The organism is Pusillimonas sp. DMV24BSW_D (assembly GCF_011388195.1).
Classification (GTDB): Bacteria; Pseudomonadota; Gammaproteobacteria; order Burkholderiales; family Burkholderiaceae_B; genus Neopusillimonas; species Neopusillimonas aestuarii.
The window spans coordinates 716,249-737,572 of sequence record NZ_CP049990.1 but is presented as its reverse complement, the minus strand read 5'-3'; the positions used below and the strand labels follow the sequence as shown (position 1 = coordinate 737,572).

At 50.5% G+C, this 21,324-nt stretch carries 16 protein-coding genes and 4 tRNA genes; 19 read left to right on the top strand and 1 reads right to left on the bottom strand.

Translation table 11 applies throughout. The annotated features are described in order from the left end of the window. Positions 1–92: 92 nt before the first annotated feature. Positions 93–1,271, bottom strand: a complete 1,179-nt coding sequence (locus tag G9Q38_RS03550; protein WP_166127855.1) for a methionine aminotransferase — start codon at positions 1,269–1,271, stop codon at positions 93–95. A gap of 301 nt (positions 1,272–1,572) precedes the next feature. Here G9Q38_RS03550 and cspE point away from each other — a divergent pair, with 301 nt between their 5' ends. The 19 genes from cspE to rpoC all read left to right on the top strand — a co-directional run bounded on the left by cspE (position 1,573) and on the right by rpoC (position 21,222). After that, positions 1,573–1,779: a transcription antiterminator/RNA stability regulator CspE gene (gene cspE, locus G9Q38_RS03545; RefSeq protein WP_114420180.1), complete on the top strand. Its 207-nt coding sequence runs from the start codon at positions 1,573–1,575 to the stop codon at positions 1,777–1,779. Between the two features lie 333 nt (positions 1,780–2,112). Continuing rightward, entirely contained in the window at positions 2,113–4,029 is a 1,917-nt protein-coding gene (gene mnmG, locus G9Q38_RS03540) for a tRNA uridine-5-carboxymethylaminomethyl(34) synthesis enzyme MnmG (protein WP_166127853.1), read from the top strand. Then, positions 4,029–4,694, top strand: a complete 666-nt coding sequence (gene rsmG, locus G9Q38_RS03535; protein WP_166127850.1) for a 16S rRNA (guanine(527)-N(7))-methyltransferase RsmG — start codon at positions 4,029–4,031, stop codon at positions 4,692–4,694. Before mnmG ends, rsmG begins: the two co-directional genes overlap by 1 nt. 9 nt (positions 4,695–4,703) lie before the next feature. Then, positions 4,704–5,525 (top strand): ParA family protein, encoded by an 822-nt coding sequence (locus G9Q38_RS03530; protein ID WP_166127848.1) that lies wholly within the window; start codon positions 4,704–4,706, stop codon positions 5,523–5,525. Positions 5,526–5,545: 20 nt separating this feature from the next. Next, positions 5,546–6,466, top strand: a complete 921-nt coding sequence (locus G9Q38_RS03525) for a ParB/RepB/Spo0J family partition protein (RefSeq protein WP_166127846.1) — start codon at positions 5,546–5,548, stop codon at positions 6,464–6,466. Between the two features lie 3 nt (positions 6,467–6,469). Beyond that, positions 6,470–7,483 carry an asparaginase gene (locus G9Q38_RS03520; protein WP_166127843.1) on the top strand — a complete coding sequence of 338 codons (1,014 nt, stop codon included), beginning with the start codon at positions 6,470–6,472 and terminating at the stop codon, positions 7,481–7,483. A gap of 63 nt (positions 7,484–7,546) precedes the next feature. Then, positions 7,547–7,633, top strand: a tRNA-Tyr gene (locus G9Q38_RS03515). A gap of 70 nt (positions 7,634–7,703) precedes the next feature. Beyond that, positions 7,704–7,777 (top strand) — tRNA-Gly (locus G9Q38_RS03510). Between the two features lie 51 nt (positions 7,778–7,828). After that, positions 7,829–7,903 (top strand) — tRNA-Thr (locus G9Q38_RS03505). Positions 7,904–7,948: 45 nt separating this feature from the next. Beyond that, positions 7,949–9,139 (top strand): elongation factor Tu, encoded by a 1,191-nt coding sequence (tuf, locus tag G9Q38_RS03500; protein ID WP_166127841.1) that lies wholly within the window; start codon positions 7,949–7,951, stop codon positions 9,137–9,139. Positions 9,140–9,232: 93 nt separating this feature from the next. After that, positions 9,233–9,308 (top strand) — tRNA-Trp (locus G9Q38_RS03495). 49 nt (positions 9,309–9,357) lie between these two features. Then, on the top strand, positions 9,358–9,738 hold the full coding sequence (secE, locus tag G9Q38_RS03490) for a preprotein translocase subunit SecE (protein WP_114422021.1): 381 nt from the start codon (positions 9,358–9,360) through the stop codon (positions 9,736–9,738). A gap of 9 nt (positions 9,739–9,747) precedes the next feature. Next, a complete protein-coding gene (gene nusG, locus G9Q38_RS03485) occupies positions 9,748–10,281 on the top strand; it encodes a transcription termination/antitermination protein NusG (protein ID WP_114422022.1) in 534 nt (177 codons plus the stop codon). A 63-nt stretch (positions 10,282–10,344) separates the two neighbouring features. Continuing rightward, positions 10,345–10,776, top strand: coding sequence for a 50S ribosomal protein L11 (gene rplK / locus G9Q38_RS03480; RefSeq protein ID WP_166127838.1), 432 nt, complete (start codon positions 10,345–10,347; stop codon positions 10,774–10,776). A gap of 1 nt (position 10,777) precedes the next feature. Then, positions 10,778–11,473 (top strand): 50S ribosomal protein L1, encoded by a 696-nt coding sequence (rplA, locus tag G9Q38_RS03475; RefSeq protein WP_119443148.1) that lies wholly within the window; start codon positions 10,778–10,780, stop codon positions 11,471–11,473. 244 nt (positions 11,474–11,717) lie between these two features. Next, positions 11,718–12,242, top strand: a complete 525-nt coding sequence (gene rplJ / locus G9Q38_RS03470; protein WP_114422044.1) for a 50S ribosomal protein L10 — start codon at positions 11,718–11,720, stop codon at positions 12,240–12,242. Between the two features lie 72 nt (positions 12,243–12,314). Then, positions 12,315–12,695 carry a 50S ribosomal protein L7/L12 gene (rplL, locus tag G9Q38_RS03465; RefSeq protein WP_166127835.1) on the top strand — a complete coding sequence of 127 codons (381 nt, stop codon included), beginning with the start codon at positions 12,315–12,317 and terminating at the stop codon, positions 12,693–12,695. 161 nt (positions 12,696–12,856) lie between these two features. Next, complete coding sequence (rpoB, locus tag G9Q38_RS03460) at positions 12,857–16,969, top strand: DNA-directed RNA polymerase subunit beta (protein ID WP_166127833.1); 4,113 nt, start codon at positions 12,857–12,859, stop codon at positions 16,967–16,969. Beyond that, positions 16,969–21,222: a DNA-directed RNA polymerase subunit beta' gene (rpoC, locus tag G9Q38_RS03455; protein WP_166127830.1), complete on the top strand. Its 4,254-nt coding sequence runs from the start codon at positions 16,969–16,971 to the stop codon at positions 21,220–21,222. Before rpoB ends, rpoC begins: the two co-directional genes overlap by 1 nt. Positions 21,223–21,324 lie beyond the last annotated feature (102 nt).

Here is a 21,324-nt window from a genome sequence, read left to right as displayed (position 1 = left end):
TAAAACTATTAGTGTCCCAACCCGTTTCCACCCCAGTAAAGCAATTTGCAAAGCGCCTTATTCGCTCTATACTTCGGTCTGCATTGGAAACGTCATAAACACTTCAATCGCGTAATGGCTTCATCCAAAGTGTTGGTGTTCTTTGCAAAACATAAACGAATAAGTCTGTTATTCGATGTCTTTGCAGTTGGGCTGCAGTAGAACGCTGACAATGGAATGGCTGTAACACGATGTTCAGTTGTTAGCCAATGGCAAAAATCATATTCATTCAAGTCTGAATAATCGGCGTAAGACGCCAAAAGGAAAAATGACCCTTCCGAAGAATAAGGTATCAGCGGCGTGTTTGTTTTTAGTTGATTTGATAAATAATCTTTTTTCTCTTCATAAAATGAAGATAAGTTCGAATACGTATCCGGGTTACTCATAAAGCGACTTAAAGCAACTTGCATTGGGGTACTTACCGTAAAAACGGCAAATTGGTGAACTTTGCGAATTTCTGTCATTAAAGCTTTTGGTGCTGCGCAATAGCCTATTTTCCAACCCGTAACGTGATATGTTTTTCCAAACGAGGAGATAACAACCGATTTTTCAGCCAATGCCGGCCGAGAAGACATGCTTAAATGAGGATTGCCGTTAAATACAATATGTTCATAAACCTCGTCTGAAATAATGTTTATTCCGTATTGATTAACAATCGATTCAAGTTCATTTAAATCATCGTTTTTGAATACCATTGTGGTTGGATTATGAGGGGTATTGATAATAAGTAATCGGGTTCTTGAACTGAGTGCATCACGTATTTTTTCCCAATTTATTTTGTAGTTTTCATTTGGGTGTGTTGGGGGATCCATTGCAACGACAACGGGAGTCGCACCGGCAAGTTGCACCGCAGGAAGGTATAAGTCATAAAAAGGTTCAATGATAATGACTTCATCACCCGCTCCGCACAGCGCCAATATAGAACTCATTAACGCTTCGGTGGCACCCGATGTAATCGTAATTTCGGTTTCAGGTGAATAACGGTGGCCATATAGGGTTTCAATTTTTTCCGAGATCGCAGCCAATAAAACGTGAAAACCTGCAAGTTGCGGATATTGGTTATAGCCCTCAAGCATCGCCTGGTTTACAAGCTCGATCAATTTTCTGTCTGGATTGAAATCAGGGAACCCCTGCCCGAGATTAATCGCTTTATTCTGAATTGAAAGTTGGCTCATTATCGAGAATATCGTTGTGCCAACAGATGGTAGTTTTGAGCGAATTGCTGTGGTCATTATTCAAGCTCTCTTTTTACAGTTGTTTTGGATTTGGTTAATTTTTTCAGTTTGTAGTTTATGCTGTCTACAAGTGTTGCGTTACGTTAACCTAGGGTTAATAAGTAGTTGAAAGATATAACAACTATGGTTATGCTGATGCTGCATTTGAAATCAAGCAGAGCGTAAGCGTCGTCTAAGTATTTCCCGATTTTGTGTTTTTGGGTTCCGTAAAACCCGTTGGCATTTCCGGTTTTTTATTCGTGTTAGCGCCCCTTGTTTCTTTTGTTTTTTTTATGTTTTTTTAGGACGCTAATTTATTATGTCTCAAACCGGTAAAGTTAAATGGTTTAACGCCGACAAAGGTTTTGGTTTTATTACCCCCGATGCTGGTGGTTCCGATGTTTTTGCTCACTTCTCAGCTATCGAAGGTCGCGGCTATCGCAGTCTGAACGAAGGTCAAGAAGTAGAGTTCGAAGTTAATGATGGTCCAAAAGGTCCTCAGGCTGCAAATATTCGAGCTCTGTAAACAGGTTCTTTAACTTGTTAAGAAGAAGCCCCACGTGTTGGGGCTTTTTTCTTTCCCGTAATTATGCACACTGTTATCCACAAGCTTGTGTGATCACGACCCGCATAGTAATTACGTTCTACGCTTTTTATTCTCCAAACTAGTATGTGTTATTCACAGACTGTTTTTACTTTTCAGTGTTTCACGTGGAACAAATATGGTGTAAGTATTTTGGGTGATGTTCCACGTGAAACAAAGTTAGAAAATGGAATTTACAGGTTTATTATCCTTGTTTCACGTGGAACAAGGTCAGCCAGTTATAATTAGGCATTCATCTCGTTCTAGACTTTTTATATGATTTATCCCGATACCTTTGACGTGATTGTTGTGGGGGGTGGCCATGCAGGTACAGAGGCCGCACTTGCTTCTGCGCGTACTGGAGCCAACACTTTACTGCTAACGCATAATATCGACACCCTAGGCCAAATGTCGTGTAACCCTTCCATAGGGGGAATCGGTAAAGGGCACTTGGTTAAAGAAGTTGATGCTATGGGTGGTGCCATGGCTTTAGCAACGGATAAAGCGGGAATTCAATTTAGGATTCTAAATCGCTCGAAAGGACCAGCCGTACGCGCCACACGGGCTCAAGCAGATCGATCGTTGTATCGGCAAGCAATTCGAACGGTATTAGAAAGCCAGGCAAACCTTACGATCTTTCAGCAATCAGTTGAAGATTTAATGATCGAAGGTGAAAAAGTAGTTGGTGCTGTAACCAAGATTGGTTTGAAGTTCAAAGGTAGAGCAGTCGTTCTTACGGCGGGAACATTTTTAAATGGATTGATTCACGTTGGACTCGATAATTACTCCGCAGGTCGAGCTGGTGATCCCCCGGCTATTTCATTGGCCCAAAGGCTTAAAGAATTAAAATTACCTCAAGGTCGGCTGAAAACGGGTACACCGCCACGTATCGACGCAAGAACAATTGATTTCAGCAAAACACTTGCACAGCCCGGAGATTTAGATCCAATACCTGTATTTTCTTTTATGGGTAATGTGGGTATGCATCCAGAACAAGTGCCCTGCTGGATAACCCATACGAATGAACGCACGCATGACATTATTCGTTCAGGATTGGATCGCTCTCCCATGTATAGTGACCAAGGACAAATTGAAGGGGTTGGCCCGCGTTATTGTCCATCCATTGAAGATAAGATTCACCGTTTCGCCGATAAGCCGAGCCACCAGATTTTTCTGGAGCCGGAGGGATTTACAACAACAGAAATTTACCCAAATGGTGTTTCCACAAGTTTACCGTTCGACATACAGTTGGCCATGATACGAACTTTACCGGGTCTTGAAAACGCCAATATTATGCGGCCCGGGTATGCCATTGAATATGATTACTACGATCCACGTGAATTAAAATTTTCATTGGAAACAAAAGCGATTAGTGGCCTATTCTTTGCAGGCCAGATTAATGGAACCACAGGTTACGAAGAAGCGGCAGCGCAGGGTTTGGTTGCGGGTTTGAATGCTGCGCGATTTGTAAAAGATCTTGAACCTTGGCTTCCTAAAAGAAACGAGGCGTATATTGGTGTGTTGGTTGACGACCTCATTACCCGTGGTGTAAGTGAACCATACCGAATGTTTACCTCCAGGGCCGAGTATCGATTAAGCCTGCGCGAAGATAACGCCGATATGCGCTTAACAGATCAAGCACGCCAAATGGGTCTTGTTGGTGATGCGCAGTGGGATGCGTTTAACCGAAAGCGTGACGCTGTTGAGGCTGAGGTGGCGCGTTTGAAATCAACATGGGTCCAACCTCAAAAATTGAGTGCTGAATCGGCCGAGCGAGTTCTAGGAAAACAAATTGAACGTGAGTATTCTTTGCATGATCTTTTGAAACGCCCCAATGTTCAATATGAAACATTGGCCGACCTTAAAGATAGCGAAGGTGAAACTTTGGCGGGTATTCTGGTTAAGGAGGCCCAGGTTTCTGAGCAGGTGGAAATACAAATCAAATATGCCGGTTATGTAAATCGCCAGCAGGAAGAAGTGAAGAAGCAAGCGGAATTGGAAGATCAATTAATCCCTGATGAAATCAACTACGATGCGATTCATAGCCTTTCAATTGAGGTAAGGCAAAAACTGAAGCAAAGCCGGCCGCAAACAATAGGCCAGGCCCGACGTGTTTCAGGTGTAACGCCTGCGGCTATTTCATTATTATTGATTCACATAAAACGCTTACAATATGGCCGGAAAGTTGCCTGATGGAAATAGCAACCGATTACAGGAATCGTATTGCCGACGCAGCACAAAAACTTGGTCTTGCTTTAAGTGATTTGCAAATAGGGCAATTACAGAAGTATGTACATTCCTTATTGAAATGGAATCGAACCTATAATTTAACGGCGTTACGCGCACCTGATCAGGTTTTAATCCACCATATATTTGATAGCCTGGCGTTAATCCCCCCTTTTCTGAAATATTTAGATACAAATAGAAAAGGAAAGTCGGGCACCCTGGTCGATGTGGGTTCCGGCGGTGGTTTGCCAGGGGTTGTTCTGGCGATATGTTTTCCTGATTGGCAGGTTTATTGTGTAGACGCCGTTGAAAAGAAAACCGCATTTATTCGGCAGTTAAGAGGCGCCTTGCAGCTGCAGAATTTACAAGCATGCCACGGCCGTATCGAACAGCTAAGTAATTTGAACGCAGATGTTATCGTGTCGCGCGCGTTTGCGTCCTTGCAGGATTTTGTCGAGTTATCGTCAAAGCATTTGAAACCACACGGTGTCTTCATTGCAATGAAAGGTCTGACGCCGGAAAAAGAAATCCAGGATTTAACCCTACACACCGACTGGAAAATATGGCACATTGACACGCTTGAGGTGCCGGATTTGAACGCGCAACGTTGCCTGGTATGGATTCGTAGTTAAGGAAAATAAATGAGTGCTTATCAAAACACCGAATTGGCGAAAGTTTTTTGTATTGCCAATCAGAAAGGCGGGGTGGGAAAAACCACAACAGCAATTAATTTAGCTGCAGCCTTGGTAATGCACAAGAAAAAAGTTTTGCTTATCGATTTGGATCCGCAGGGCAACGCCACAATGGGTAGCGGCATCAATAAAAACGAAATTGAACAGAATCTTTACCACGTCTTGATTGGCGATGCAGACATTAACAGTGCCAAAGTTGTTTCGCCAACCGGGGGATACGATGTACTGCCGGCAAATAGGGAATTATCCGGTGCTGAAATCGATTTGGTCCAAATGGAGCAACGCGAAAAGCAACTTAAGTTCGCGATTGCGGAAGTCATTAATGATTATGACTTCATTCTGATCGATTGCCCGCCTACGTTGTCTTTATTGACCTTAAATGGGTTAGCCGGTGCGCAAGGCGTTATTATTCCAATGCAATGTGAGTATTTTGCTTTGGAAGGTCTGTCAGACCTGGTTAACACCGTTAAACGTGTTCACAGAAACATTAATCCAGATCTGCAACTTATTGGGCTGCTTCGGGTTATGTTCGACACACGCGTTACGCTTCAGCAGCAAGTGTCAACACAAATAGAAAACCATTTTGGCGACCGCGTATTCAAGACGGTGGTCCCGCGTAATGTACGTTTGGCGGAAGCGCCAAGTCACGGCATGCCGGGCACGGTATACGATAAAAGTTCAAGAGGCGCAAAAGCCTATATTGAATTTGCAAAAGAACTTATTAAGCGGGTCAAACAAGACGCCCTGGAAGGGGCAACACATAATCCGTAAAACAGACAGGAACAGATGTTATGGCAACGAGGAAAAAAGGGTTGGGGCGAGGTCTTGATGCGCTGCTGGGCGCCGATACCGATGCAATGAATCAGTTGGGTAAAAAAGCCGAAGCAATTGAAACTCATCCTTCAGTTTTGCCATTAAACAAACTTGTTGCAGGCAAATATCAACCACGTACCCGTATGGATGAAGGGGCGTTGAACGAACTGGCTGAATCCATTCGCACGCAAGGCGTTATGCAGCCTATTTTGGTGCGGGCACTTGCTGCAAACAAGAAGGGCCAGTACGAAATTATTGCCGGGGAACGGCGTTACCGGGCGGCCAAACTAGCGGGTCTGAAAGAAGTGCCTGTGCTGGTGCGCGAAGTCGAAGACGAGAACGCCGCCATTATGGCGCTTATCGAAAATATTCAGCGTGAAGATTTGAATCCGCTGGAAGAAGCGCATGGCGTTAAGCGTTTATTGGATGATTTCGGATTAACGCATGAACAAGCCGCCACGGCTATCGGGCGATCTCGCTCGGCAACCAGTAATCTGCTTAGGCTTCTTAATTTAACGGAATCCGTGCAAACCATGTTGCTGGCGGGTGATATCGACATGGGCCATGCGCGTGCTTTGCTTGCTGTAGAAGCGGCCCAGCAAATTTTGTTGGCCAATGAAATTATCACGCGTCGTTTGTCGGTACGCGAAGCGGAAAAACTGGTTGGAAAAGCGCTGCGTGAAACTGAAGAGACCACACCTAAGCCGATAGCTACTCAAAATGCGAAAACCGGCGATATCAAGCGCCTGGAAGAAAGCTTGTCCGATCACTTGGGGACTCGGGTAGCTTTAAAAGTGGGCAAAAAAAATAAAGGGCAGCTCGTTATCGACTTCCACGATTGGGATCATTTGAACGCGCTCCTAGAGCAACAAGGCCTGTCAAACGCTATCGATTCCTGATACATGGTGAAACGCATCCATATTCTCGCCACCGGCGGCACAATCGCCGGTACTGCGGATAAGCATGGCGGGTACGCGGCAGGTCAAATTAGTGTTGAAGCATTATTGGATTCTTTGCCATCACGCCCGCAAGATATGGTGGTGAGCTTCGAACAGTTGGCTAATGTAGGAAGTCAGTCGATTACCAACGACATTTGGTGCCGGCTGGCTAACCGCATTAATAAAATCAGCAATGAAAACCTGGCTGATGGCATTGTCGTGACACATGGCACGGACACCATGGAAGAAACGGCGTATTTTTTGAATCTTGTTACGCCGGGTCAAATACCGGTTGTTCTGACGGGCGCGATGAAACCCGCCGACGCGTTTTCGCCCGACGGCCCTGAAAACTTATTATCGGCTCTCTATTTGGCCGCCGGCACGGTTGCAGCCAACTTGGGCGTTTTGATTGTGATGAATTCCGCCATTCATTCGGCACGTTATATTCAAAAAACAGGCTCGAATCAGGATAATGCGTTTCAATCGATTCCGTTTGGCCCAGTTGGCATACAGCGGGGTGATACAACTCATTTCTTTGTCAACGGAATAAGTTCATTACATACCACTCATACGGCCTTTAGCAAAGCAATCCAAACGGGGGCACTTAACTTGCAAGACAAGTTTAGTTTACCGGCCGTGAATATTTTGTATGTGCATGCGGGAATGCAAGATGAAATGCTAAGGCACTGGGTGGCCATGCCTCACCACGGCATTGTGGTGGCCGGTGTGGGTTCGGGTAACATAAGCCGTACGTTAGAGTCCTTGCTAGCCGCGCAAGCCGCCAAGGGCGTTGTCGTTGTGCGAAGCACACGCCTGGCTTTCGGCCATGTGGCACGTAATGTTGAAGTAGACGACAATCAACAGGGCTTTGTGGTGGCTGGAAGCTTAAACCCCGCCAAAGCCAGAATTCTGCTGCAACTTGCGCTGGCATTGAAGTTACCGTTGCCCCAAATTCAGGCACTTTACAATACGCATTAAGTAGCGCGTGCAAGCAGACTTGCATGAAGCAAAAAATTCGTGCATAATTCGGGATTCTCTTTCGGTGGGATGCCCGAGTGGTTAAAGGGGGCAGACTGTAAATCTGTTGGCCTTGCGCCTACGTTGGTTCGAATCCAACTCCCACCACCAAGAGTTTTAGGGGCTAATCGACGCGTCAGGATGAAACCAGCCCTTGCGCAAAATTGAAGAGAATCCCTTCGCGGGTGTAGCTCAATGGTAGAGCAGAAGCCTTCCAAGCTTACGACGAGGGTTCGATTCCCTTCACCCGCTCCAGAAAGAATTCAAATCCGCTTGAATCAAGCGGGTTTTTTTAGCTTGATAACCGCCCATGTGGCTCAGTGGTAGAGCACTCCCTTGGTAAGGGAGAGGTCACGCGTTCGATCCGCGTCATGGGCACCATAGAAATTTTATTTAATAGCAGTCCTATCGAGTCAGGAGTCAGCCATGGCAAAAGGAAAATTTGAGCGGACCAAACCGCACGTAAACGTGGGCACGATTGGCCACGTTGACCACGGCAAAACGACACTCACCGCGGCGCTGACCACGGTGTTGTCAACGTCCTTCGGTGGCGAGGCGCGTGGTTACGACCAGATTGACGCGGCTCCTGAAGAGAAGGCACGCGGTATTACGATTAACACTTCGCACGTTGAGTACGAAACGGCCACCCGCCACTACGCACACGTTGATTGCCCGGGCCACGCCGACTATGTGAAGAACATGATTACCGGTGCGGCGCAGATGGACGGCGCGATTCTGGTGGTATCGGCCGCCGACGGCCCCATGCCCCAAACGCGTGAGCACATTTTGCTGAGCCGCCAGGTGGGCGTGCCTTACATCATCGTGTTCCTGAACAAGGCCGACATGGTGGATGACGAGGAACTGCTTGAGCTGGTGGAAATGGAAGTGCGCGAGCTGCTGTCCAACTACGACTTCCCTGGCGACGACACCCCGATCATCAAGGGTTCGGCACTCAAAGCGCTGGAAGGCGACGAAGGTCCTTTGGGCAAGCAAGCCATTATGGCACTGGCCGAAGCACTGGACACTTACATCCCCACGCCAGAGCGTGCAGTGGATGGCGCGTTCCTGATGCCTGTGGAAGACGTGTTCTCGATCTCGGGTCGTGGCACGGTGGTAACGGGCCGTATCGAGCGCGGTGTGGTCAAGGTCGGTGAAGAGATCGAAATCGTGGGTATCAAAGACACGGTCAAGACCACTTGCACGGGCGTGGAAATGTTCCGCAAGCTGCTTGACCAGGGTCAGGCCGGTGATAACGTGGGTATTTTGCTGCGTGGCACCAAGCGTGAAGACGTTGAGCGTGGTCAGGTGCTGGCCAAGCCCGGCTCGATCAACCCGCACACCGACTTTACAGCCGAGGTGTACATTCTGTCCAAGGAAGAGGGTGGCCGTCATACGCCGTTCTTTAACGGGTATCGTCCTCAGTTCTACTTCCGTACGACCGACGTAACGGGTACGATTGATCTGCCGGCCGACAAGGAAATGGTGTTGCCGGGTGATAACGTGGCCATGACGGTCAAGCTGATTGCGCCGATCGCGATGGAAGAAGGTCTGCGCTTTGCGATTCGCGAAGGTGGTCGTACCGTGGGCGCCGGCGTCGTCGCTAAAATTCTTAAGTAAAATTTGCAGTTGTAATTTGGCAGCCTCAGGTGTAAAAACCTGGCTGCCAGCGTCGTTTCAAGGCAATCGCGTTAATGATTGTTTTGCGGATTTAGGGGTATAGCTCAATTGGCAGAGCGTCGGTCTCCAAAACCGAAGGTTGTAGGTTCGATTCCTACTGCCCCTGCCAAACTCCGAAGGCGCAAGAATTGCAAAGGGCTGTTTAACCAAGCCGGAATATGTCGAACACAAACGTAGAAACCGTTACCAGTATTGCTGATCGCATTAAGTTGGCGTTGGCGGTATTGGTTATTATTGCTGGAATTGTTTCATTTTCAGTACTCAGCGATCAGCCTGCGGTTGTTCGCGTCGCGCTGTTCATTGCCAGTTTAATTGTGGCTGCCGGCATTGCCTGGATGAGCGAGCCTGGGCGACGCACAATCAGTTTCGGTCGCGATTCTTACGGTGAGTTAAAACGTGTGGTGTGGCCAACCCGAAAGGAAGCCATGCAAATGACAGGCATTGTTTTTGTGTTTGTCATTATTATCGGCATTTTTCTGTGGCTGGCCGATAAAGCATTGGGCTGGGTTATATACGGCCTATTGCTTGGCTGGAGATAAAGGACACCCATGAGTAAGCGCTGGTATGTTGTCCATGTCTATTCCGGCATGGAGAAAAGTGTCCAGAAAGCATTGCTCGATCGTATCGAGCGTGCCGATCTGCAAGACAAGTTCGGTGAAATTCTGGTGCCTTCCGAAGAAGTGTTGGAAGTTAAAGGTGGGAAAAAGTCCATTACCGAGCGTCGTATTTTCCCCGGCTATGTGTTGGTGGAAATGGAGCTTACCGATGAAACCTGGCACTTGGTGAAAAGTACCAACCGGGTTACCGGCTTTTTGGGTGGTTCGGGAAATCGCCCTGCGCCTATTTCCCAGAAGGAAGTCGACAAGATTCTTTCGCAAATGGAAGAAGGTGTCGAGAAGCCCAAACCTAAGGTTCTATTTGAAGTGGGTGAAATGGTTCGTGTTAAAGAAGGGCCTTTTGCCGATTTCAACGGTAACGTCGAAGACGTTAACTACGAGAAAAGCAAGGTGCGTGTTTCGGTCACTATTTTTGGCCGTGCCACACCAGTTGAACTCGATTTTGGTCAAGTCGAAAAGACTTAATTATTTAACCCCGGGGAGCCAATGTTTTAGTGCATTGGCGTTTGTACCCGCAAGGAGCTGAAAATGGCGAAAAAAATCGTCGGCTTCATCAAGCTGCAAATCCCAGCTGGTAAAGCCAATCCTTCCCCTCCCGTTGGTCCGGCCCTCGGTCAGCGTGGTTTGAACATCATGGAATTCTGCAAGGCGTTTAACGCGCAAACGCAGAGTCTGGAGCCTGGTCTTCCTATTCCGGTTGTTATTACTGCGTACGCCGACAAGAGCTTTACTTTCATCATGAAAACACCGCCCGCGGCTGTTCTCATCAAGAAAGCCGTCGGTATTCAGAAAGGCTCTGCACGCCCTAACGCCGACAAAGTTGGCAAACTTACGCGTGAACAAGCCGAAGAAATCGCAAAAACCAAAATGCCCGACCTGACTGCCGCCGATATGGACGCCGCTGTTCGTACGATTGCAGGTAGTGCTCGCAGCATGGGTATCACGGTAGAAGGGGCATAACATGGCTAAGTTAAGCAAACGCGCAGCTGCGATTAAAGAAAAAATCGACCGCAACAAATTCTACGCAGTGAACGAAGCATTGGCGTTGGTTAAAGAAACCGCCACCGCCAAGTTCGATGAGTCCATCGACGTCGCCGTTCAACTGGGTATCGATCCCAAGAAATCCGACCAACTGGTTCGTGGTTCCGTTGTTCTGCCTGCCGGTACCGGCAAGAGCGTTCGTGTCGCTGTTTTTGCCCAGGGCGAAAAAGCCGACGCGGCAAAAGAGGCGGGTGCCGACATTGTGGGCATGGAAGATCTGGCTGAAAGCATCAAAGGCGGCAACTTGAATTTCGACGTTGTCATCGCTTCGCCCGACGCCATGCGCGTTGTGGGTGCGTTGGGTCAGGTTTTGGGCCCGCGTGGCTTGATGCCGAACCCGAAAGTGGGCACGGTAACGCCCGACGTGGCTCAGGCGGTAAAGAACGCCAAGGCAGGTCAGGTGCAGTACCGTACCGACAAAGCCGGCATTATTCACGCCAGCATTGGTCGCGCTTCTTTTGAAGTAGAACAATTGCAAAGCAATCTGGCTGCGCTGATCGATGCGTTGAACAAAGCGCGTCCTACAGCTGCAAAAGGTATTTATCTGCGTAAAGTCGCCGTTTCCTCCACCATGGGTGGCGGTGCTCGCGTAGAAGTCGCTTCATTGGCTGCTTAAGTCACTGAAGTTGTAAAGAACTTTGGGCGCACCCCGGCAGAATTGGGGTGTTGCTGTCAAAGACCGCTGGAGCCTTGAAGTGATTTCACATCAGGCTTAATCCGGTTCCTGGCAACAGAATCGATCCAGCGCAGACGGCGCCCATGGAAGAATTCTTTTTTGTTTTAAAGAACTCGACCAGGAGCGCCGCATTCGGTAGATGCCCGGGACCCTCCTGGGTGTCATTAGATGGAGTGTTCAAACCGTGAGTCTCAATCGCAAAGAGAAAGCGGTAGTTGTCGAAGAGGTTGCTGCGCAGGTAGCACAAGCTCAATCGATTATTACTGCCGAGTACCGTGGTCTGGACGTCGCTGCCGTCACCGTATTGCGCAAACAAGCGCGTGAGTCGGGTGTGTATCTGCGTGTTCTGAAGAATACGCTGGTTCGCCGTGCACTTGCCGGCACGCCTTTTGAAGGCATGTCAGCAAGTTTGAAGGGTCCGCTGATCTATGGCATTAGTGATGATCCTGTTGCGGCTGCCAAAGTACTTGCCGATTTCGCAAAAAGCAACGACAAGCTGGTTATTACGGGTGGTTCGCTACCCGACAACCAACTTAACAAAGATGGCGTTATGGCCTTGGCCACCCTGCCGTCGCGTGATGAGTTGCTGGCGAAACTGATGGGTACGATGCAAGCCCCTGTCACGCAGTTTGTGCGTACGCTCAACGAAGTTCCAACCAAGTTCGTACGTGGCCTCGCCGCCGTGCGCGATCAAAAGGAAGCTGCATAAGCAGTTGGAAACTGAGTCGAACGACACAGCGATACCCAACCCTGGAAATTATTCAATTTTGGAGTTCTAGAAATGGCATTAAGCAAAGCAGAAATCCTCGACGCGGTCGCTAATCTGACCGTTCTCGAGTTGTCCGAGCTCATCTCGGAAATGGAAGAAAAGTTTGGCGTGTCCGCCGCCGCAGCCGCTGTGGCTGTTGCTGCTCCCGTTGCAGGTGGTGGCGCAGCCGCTGCTGAAGAAAAAACTGAGTTCGACGTTGTTCTGGCCGAAGTCGGCGCCAACAAGGTTAGCGTGATTAAAGCTGTTCGTGAAATCACCGGTCTTGGCCTGAAAGAAGCTAAAGACATGGTCGACGGCGCACCTAAAGCAGTTAAAGAAGGTGCCAGCAAAGAAGACGCTGAAGCTGCTAAAGCCAAGCTTGAAGAAGCTGGTGCTAAAGTCGAACTTAAGTAAGACTTTTGCCGTACGCCCGGGCAGGTTTCGGCCTTCCCGGGCTTTTGCGTCTCCAGAAAACCCGTCTTGTCAGTGGTGTTTTCTGAACCAGTCGGGTTCTCTGGAGTCGTAAACCGGGGCCGTGGTTGACGGCCCATGTAACCCCTCGAGTCGGAGTGCTCATGCCTTATTCGTACACCGAAAAAAAGCGCATACGCAAGAGCTTCGCCAAACGGGAAGATGTCCAAGACGTCCCGTATCTTTTGGCGACTCAGCTGCAATCTTTTCTAACCTTTCTGCAAGCAGATATTCCCGCTTCCGAGCGTCGCGATGAAGGTCTGCAGGCAGCCTTTACTTCAATTTTCCCCATCGTAAGCCACAACCAGATGGCACGTCTGGAGTTCGTCAGCTATGTGCTTGGCGAGCCTGTGTTCGATGTGAAGGAATGCCAATTGCGTGGGCTTACCTACGCATCGCCTTTGCGGGCAAAAGTGCGCCTGGTGCTGATGGATCGTGAAGTCAGCAAACCGACTATTAAAGAAGTGAAGGAACAGGAAGTGTACATGGGCGAGATTCCGCTCATGACAGACACGGGTTCCTTCGTGATTAACGGTACCGAACGCGTTATCGTTTCGCAGTTGCACCGCTCGCCTGGTGTTTTCTTTGAGCACGATCGTGGCAAAACGCACAGTTCCGGCAAATTGCTGTTTTCTGCGCGCGTGATTCCTTATCGTGGCTCCTGGCTCGATTTTGAATTCGATCCAAAAGACCAGCTCTTCTTCCGTATCGACCGCCGTCGCAAGATGCCGGTTTCGATTCTGTTGAAAGCCATCGGCATGACGCAGGAAGAAATTCTTGCCTACTACTTCGACTTTGATCGTTTCGAGATCATGAATGAAGGCGGCAAGCTTGATTTCGTGGCCGAGCGCTGGAAAGGTGAAGTGGCGCGTTTTGACATTACCGATAAAAAAGGCAATGTCATTGTCGAGAAAGACAAGCGTATCAACGCCAAGCATCTGCGTGATTTGCAGGCTGCCGGCGTCGATCAGCTGTCCGTGCCTGAAGATTTCTTCGTTGGCCGTATTCTGGCCAAGAATGTTGTCGATCCGGAAACCGGTGAAATCATTGCTAGTGCCAATGATGAAATCACCGAATCCACAATGGCCGACATTCGCACGGCTGGTATCAAGGAAGTTGAAACGCTCTACGTTAACGACCTTGACCGTGGTGCTTATATTTCCCAAACCCTGCGCTCCGACGATACGGCAGATCAAACTGCTGCACGTGTGGCGATCTACCGCATGATGCGTCCGGGCGAGCCACCAACCGAAGAAGCGGTTGAGGCCTTGTTCCAGCGTTTGTTCTACAGCGAAGAAACGTACGATCTGTCGCGTGTCGGCCGTATGAAGGTCAACAGCCGCCTGGGTCGCGACGAAGAGACCGCCGGTGCGTTAACGCTTACCAACGAAGACATTCTTGAAACCATCAAGGTGTTGGTTGAATTGCGTAACGGCCGTGGCCAAATCGACGACATCGACCACCTTGGCAATCGCCGTGTGCGTTGCGTGGGTGAGTTGGCTGAAAATCAATTCCGTGCCGGTCTGGTTCGCGTTGAGCGGGCTGTGAAAGAGCGTTTGGGTCAGGCGGAAACTGAAAACCTGATGCCGCACGACCTCATTAATTCCAAGCCTATTTCGGCTGCCATTAAAGAGTTCTTCGGTTCCAGCCAGTTGTCGCAGTTTATGGACCAAACCAATCCGCTGTCGGAAATCACGCACAAGCGTCGTGTTTCCGCGTTGGGGCCCGGTGGTCTTACACGTGAACGCGCCGGCTTTGAAGTGCGTGACGTACATCCCACTCACTACGGTCGTGTTTGCCCGATTGAAACACCGGAAGGTCCGAACATTGGTCTGATCAACTCCATGGCTCTGTACGCGCGTTTGAACGAGTACGGGTTCCTGGAAACGCCTTATCGCAAAATTATCGACGGCAAAGTCAGTGATCAAATCGATTATCTGTCGGCCATTGAAGAAAGTCGTTTCGTGATTGCCCAGGCGAACGCCGAGCTCGATGAACAAGGCCGTTTCGTCAGTGATCTGGTGGCTTGCCGCCAGGCGGGTGAAACCATGCTGACGTCGCCCGATAACGTTCACTATATGGACGTTGCACCGTCCCAGATCGTATCGGTCGCGGCATCGCTTATTCCGTTCCTGGAACACGACGACGCCAACCGTGCACTTATGGGTGCCAACATGCAGCGTCAGGCAGTACCTTGCCTGCGTCCTGAGAAATCGTTGGTGGGTACCGGTGTTGAACGTACGGTTGCAGTTGACTCGGGCACTACGGTGCAGGCGTTGCGTGGCGGTATCGTCGATCACGTCGACGCCGAGCGTGTCGTGATTCGTGTGAACGATGAAGAGAACGTGGCCGGTGAAGTGGGTGTGGATATTTATAACCTCACCAAGTACACGCGTTCGAACCAGAACACCAACATCAACCAGCGTCCTATCGTGAAGAAAGGCGATGTGGTTGCCCGTGGCGATGTACTGGCCGACGGCGCATCAACCGATCTGGGTGAATTGGCGTTGGGTCAGAACATGCTGATCGCGTTCATGCCCTGGAACGGTTATAACTTCGAAGATTCGATTCTGATCTCCGAAAATGTGGTGGCCGACGACCGCTATACCTCGATTCACATTGAGGAACTCACGGTTGTGGCGCGTGACACCAAATTGGGTGCCGAGGAAATCACACGCGACATCAGCAATTTGCCTGAAGTCCAATTGAACCGTCTGGATGACTCCGGCATTGTTCACATTGGTGCTGAAGTGCGTGCCGACGACGTGTTGGTAGGTAAGGTCACACCCAAGGGTGAAACCCAGCTGACCCCTGAAGAAAAACTGCTGCGTGCCATTTTCGGCGAAAAAGCCTCCGACGTGAAAGATACGTCGTTGCGTGTTCCGTCGGGTATGGTCGGTACGGTAATCGACGTTCAGGTCTTTACACGTGAAGGTATCGAGCGCGACAAGCGCGCGCAATCGATTATCGACGATGAACTGCGTCGCTATCGTCAAGACCTGAACGATCAGCTGCGTATTGTCGAAAAAGATACGTTCGATCGTATTGAAAAAGTCTTGGTGGGTAAAACCGTTAACGGTGGCCCACGCAAGCTTGCCAAAGGCGCCAAGATTACCGCCGAATATCTGGCCGACCTCGATAAATGGCAGTGGTTCGATATTCGTCTGGCCGATGAGTCCGACGCAATCAACCTTGAGCAAGCAAAAGAGTCGCTGGAGCAGAAGCGTCATCAGTTTGATCTTGCTTTCGAAGAGAAGCGCAAGAAACTGACGCAGGGCGACGAATTGCCTCCCGGCGTGCTGAAGATGATCAAGGTTTACCTGGCGGTTAAGCGTCGCCTGCAACCCGGCGACAAGATGGCGGGTCGTCACGGTAACAAAGGTGTGGTTTCGCGCATTGTGCCGGTGGAAGATATGCCGCACATGGCCGATGGTACACCGGTTGATATCGTGTTGAACCCGCTGGGCGTGCCCTCGCGGATGAACGTGGGTCAGGTTCTGGAAGTGCACTTGGGCTGGGCTGCCAAGGGCATGGGATATCGCATTGCCGATATGCTTGATGGGCAGAAACAGGCTCAGGCCAAGGAAGTTCGGGCATTCCTCGAGAAAGTATACAACTCCAACGGTACGCCTGCGCATCTGGAAGAACTGAGCGACGATGAAATCGTGGAAATGGCGCGTAACCTGAAGGCCGGCGTTCCTTTGGCGACACCGGTGTTCGATGGTGCCAATGAAGGTGAAATCGGCAAGATGCTTGAACTCGCCTACCCCGACCCCATTGCCGAATCGTTGCGTTTGACACCCGATCGCACGCAAGCCTGGCTGATTGACGGCCGCACCGGCGAGCAATTCGAGCGTCCTGTTACCATCGGTTATATGCACTATCTGAAGCTGCATCACCTGGTGGACGACAAGATGCACGCGCGTTCAACCGGCCCATACTCGCTGGTTACGCAGCAGCCGTTGGGTGGTAAAGCCCAGTTCGGTGGCCAGCGTTTCGGTGAGATGGAAGTTTGGGCGCTGGAAGCCTACGGTGCTTCTTACACGTTGCAGGAAATGCTTACTGTCAAGTCCGACGACATCACCGGCCGTACCAAGGTTTACGAGAATATCGTGAAAGGTGATCACGTCATCGACGCAGGCATGCCTGAATCGTTCAACGTTCTGGTCAAAGAAATTCGATCTTTGTCTCTGGACATGGATTTGGAGCGTAAATAATGAAAGCGCTACTCGACCTATTCAAACAAGTCTCGCAAGACGAGCAATTCGATGCCATCAAGATTGGTATTGCCTCGCCTGAAAAAGTGCGTTCGTGGTCGTATGGTGAAGTGCGTAAGCCTGAAACCATCAACTACCGTACTTTCAAGCCCGAGCGCGATGGCCTGTTCTGCGCCAAGATCTTTGGTCCGATCAAAGATTACGAGTGCCTTTGCGGTAAGTACAAGCGCCTGAAGCATCGCGGGGTTATCTGCGAAAAATGCGGTGTGGAAGTCACCGTAGCCAAGGTGCGTCGCGAACGCATGGGCCACATCGAACTGGCCAGCCCTGTTGCGCATATTTGGTTCTTGAAGAGCCTGCCGTCCCGTTTGGGTATGGTGCTCGACATGACACTGCGCGACATTGAGCGTGTGCTCTATTTCGAGGCATGGTGCGTTATTGAACCCGGCATGACACCGCTCAAGCGTGGTCAAATCATGTCCGACGACGACTACCTGGCCAAAACGGAAGAGTACGGCGACGACTTCCACGCCCTGATGGGTGCCGAAGCGGTGCGTGAATTGCTGCGCACCATCGACATCGATCGTGAAGTGGAAACGTTGCGCGCCGAACTCAAGGCAACCGGCTCCGATGCCAAGATCAAGAAAATCTCCAAGCGCCTCAAAGTGCTGGAAGGTTTCCAGAAGTCGGGCATTAAGCCCGACTGGATGATCATGGAAGTGTTGCCGGTATTGCCGCCCGATTTGCGTCCGCTGGTACCACTCGACGGCGGTCGTTTCGCCACGTCCGATCTGAACGATTTGTATCGTCGCGTGATCAACCGCAACAATCGTCTGAAGCGCTTGCTTGAACTGAAAGCGCCCGACATCATCCTGCGCAACGAAAAGCGTATGTTGCAGGAGTCGGTCGACTCCCTGCTTGATAACGGTCGTCGCGGCAAAGCCATGACGGGCGCCAACAAGCGTCAGTTGAAGTCACTGGCCGACATGATCAAAGGCAAGAGCGGTCGTTTCCGCCAGAACTTGCTGGGTAAACGTGTCGACTACTCCGGCCGTTCGGTGATTGTGGTGGGTCCGCAGCTGAAACTGCATCAATGCGGTTTGCCCAAGTTAATGGCGCTGGAACTGTTCAAGCCGTTCATTTTCAATCGTCTGGAAATGATGGGTCTGGCCACGACAATCAAGGCTGCCAAGAAATTGGTTGAAAGCCAGGAGCCCGTGGTATGGGACATTCTGGAAGAGGTCATTCGCGAACACCCTGTCATGCTCAACCGCGCGCCTACGCTGCACCGTTTGGGTATTCAGGCTTTCGAGCCGGTGCTGATTGAAGGCAAAGCCATTCAATTGCATCCGCTGGTGTGTGCTGCGTTTAACGCCGACTTCGATGGCGACCAAATGGCTGTTCACGTTCCCTTATCGCTGGAAGCGCAGCTGGAAGCCCGCACTCTGATGCTGGCATCCAATAACGTGCTGTTCCCCGCCAACGGTGAACCGTCCATCGTCCCGTCCCAGGATATCGTTCTGGGCTTGTATTACACCACCCGTGAGCGCATTAACGGTAAGGGCGAAGGTTTGTTCTTTGCCGACGTTGCCGAAGTACAGCGGGCCTACGACAGCGGTGAAGTTGAACTGCAAACGCGTATTACGGTTCGTCTGAACGAGTACGAAAAAGACACAGCAGGTGAATTCCAACCGGTGATCAAGCGTCACGAAACAACGGTGGGTCGTGCCTTGTTGTCTGAAATTCTGCCTAAAGGCTTGCCGTTCTCCGAACTGAACCGCACGCTTAAAAAGAAAGAAATTTCACGCCTTATCAATCAATCGTTCCGTCGTTGCGGCTTGCGTGCCACGGTTATTTTTGCCGACAAGCTCATGCAGTCGGGCTTCACACTGGCAACGCGCGGTGGGATTTCCATTGCCATGAATGACATGGTCATTCCACAGGTTAAGGAAGAGATCCTGGGCCAGGCCAACAAGGAAGTGAAAGAGATCGATCGTCAGTACTCTTCGGGTCTGGTGACGTCTCAGGAACGTTACAACAACGTGGTCGACATCTGGGGCAAGGCCGGCGATAAAGTCGGCAAAGCCATGATGGAGCAGCTTTCAACAGAACCCGTGACAGACCGTCATGGCAAGGAAGTACGGCAAGAGTCGTTCAATTCCATCTACATGATGGCCGACTCCGGCGCCCGTGGTTCCGCCGCCCAGATTCGCCAGTTGGCGGGTATGCGTGGCCTGATGGCCAAGCCCGACGGCTCGATTATTGAAACGCCTATTACGGCTAACTTCCGTGAAGGGCTGAATGTACTTCAGTACTTTATTTCCACTCACGGTGCACGTAAAGGTCTGGCCGATACCGCGCTAAAAACCGCTAACTCCGGTTACCTTACGCGTCGTCTGGTCGACGTTACCCAGGATCTGGTTATTACGGAAACCGATTGCGGCACTACGCATGGTTACACGATGAAAGCCCTGGTTGAAGGGGGCGAAGTCATCGAACCCTTGCGTGAGCGTATTCTGGGCCGTGTTGCCGCCGTTGATATCGTTAATCCTGACACTCAGGAAACGGCGATCCCGGCCGGTACACTGCTGGATGAAGATCTGGTTGACCTGATCGATAACATCGGTCTTGACGAGGTTAAGGTTCGCACGCCGCTTACCTGCGAAACCCGTCGTGGTTTATGTGCCCATTGCTATGGCCGCGACCTGGGCCGCGGCGTACTGGTAAACCGTGGTGAGGCTGTTGGGGTTATTGCAGCGCAATCCATTGGTGAACCGGGTACCCAGCTCACAATGCGTACATTCCACATTGGGGGTGCGGCATCGCGTGCAGCCATGGCCAGTTCGGTGGAAACCAAGGTGGCCGGTTCGGTTTCGTTTGCGCTTACCATGCGTTACGTCACGAATGCCAAAGGCGAACGTATTGCCATTTCGCGTTCCGGTGAAATCGTTATTTTCGACGAAAACCGTCGCGAACGTGAACGTCACAAGATCCCTTATGGGGCCACGCTGGTTGTGGGCGACAATGACACCGTGAAAGCAGGCCAACGCCTGGCAACATGGGATCCGCTCACTCGCCCAATGATTTCGGAATATGCCGGCAAGGTTCGCTTCGAAAACATCGAAGAAGGCGCAACCGTTGTTAAACAGCTTGATGAAGTCACCGGCTTATCGACCCTGGTGGTCATTACGCCGAAAACGCGCGGTGGCAAAACCGCCATGCGTCCGCAAATCAAGCTCATTAACGATGCCGGTGAAGAAGTCAAAATTGCAGGCACCGAGCATGCGGTTGCCATTTCGTTCCCCGTTGGCGCACTGATTACCGTGCGCGATGGTCAAGACGTTCAAATTGGCGACGTACTTGCCCGTATTCCGCAAGAATCGCAGAAGACACGCGATATTACCGGCGGTCTGCCACGCGTGGCCGAGCTGTTCGAAGCCCGTTCACCCAAAGACGCCGGCATGCTGGCTGAAGTTACGGGTACGGTTTCGTTCGGTAAAGACACGAAAGGTAAACAGCGTCTTGTTATCACCGACATGGACGGCGTGAATCACGAGTTCCTGATTCCGAAAGAAAAGCAGGTACTGGTGCACGATGGCCAAGTCGTAAACAAGGGTGAAATGATTGTCGACGGGCCGTCCGATCCGCACGATATTCTGCGTTTGCAGGGTATCGAAAAGTTGGCGACGTATGTCGTCAATGAGGTTCAGGACGTTTACCGTTTGCAGGGTGTGAAGATCAACGACAAACACATTGAAGTGATTGTTCGTCAGATGTTGCGCCGAGTCATTGTGACCGATGCGGGCGATACCAGCTTCATCACCGGTGAACAAGTGGAGCGTTCAGAGCTTCTGAACGAGAATGACCGCGTTGACGCAGAAGGCAAGATTCCAGCTACGTATGACAACGTGCTGCTGGGTATTACCAAGGCCTCGCTGTCTACCGACTCATTTATCTCGGCCGCTTCTTTCCAGGAAACCACTCGCGTGCTAACCGAAGCCGCCATTATGGGCAAGCGCGACGAGCTGCGTGGTCTGAAAGAGAACGTTATTGTGGGTCGTTTGATCCCAGCCGGTACCGGCCTGGCATATCACACCGCACGCAAGACAAAAGAAAAGCACGAGGAAGCCGAACGTCTGGCCGCCCGCGAAATGGAGAACCCATTCGAGGACGCGCCGGTTACGGTGGATTCGTCATCTGAGTCTGAGCCATCAGCCGATACGGAAGGGTCGCAAGACACTAACGAAGAATAATTTCGTTAGTACTTGCCGGCTTTTCCCGGCCTTTAGAACCCCGCTTACCGCAAGGTGGCGGGGTTTTTTCATGTCATCCGTAAAACCCCTGACAGCGTAAAC